The sequence below is a fragment of the Halomonas sp. SIMBA_159 genome (genome assembly GCF_046536035.1).
In the GTDB taxonomy this organism is placed as follows: domain Bacteria; phylum Pseudomonadota; class Gammaproteobacteria; order Pseudomonadales; family Halomonadaceae; genus Vreelandella; species Vreelandella venusta_A.
Window position 1 is genome coordinate 1 of the sequence record NZ_JAWJBT010001359.1, and the last position, 244, is coordinate 244.

General features: G+C 41.8%; 1 protein-coding gene. It reads left to right on the top strand.

The window, feature by feature from the left end; all coding sequences use genetic code 11:
- On the top strand, nucleotides 1-244 hold a 244-nt coding region (locus R0J87_RS23690), incomplete at both ends, for an ion transporter (RefSeq protein WP_498889450.1).

The following is a 244-nucleotide window of genomic DNA, read 5'->3' on the forward strand; positions in this document are numbered from 1 at the left end:
CTTGTTGGCGATTATTCCCTTTTATTTACCGTTGCTTTCTCCCCAAATGCGCATTGGTCGTGCGTTGCGGTTATTCCGCTTATTCAGAGTTTTAAAACTCAATCGTTATACTGATTCTTTAAGCATTTTGGTGCGAGTCTTACGGCTCAAACAAGAGGAGTTAATTCTCTCTTTATTTGTATTATCGGTTCTGCTCGCGATCGCGTCGAGTCTCATTTATTTTGCCGAACATAACGCGCAACCT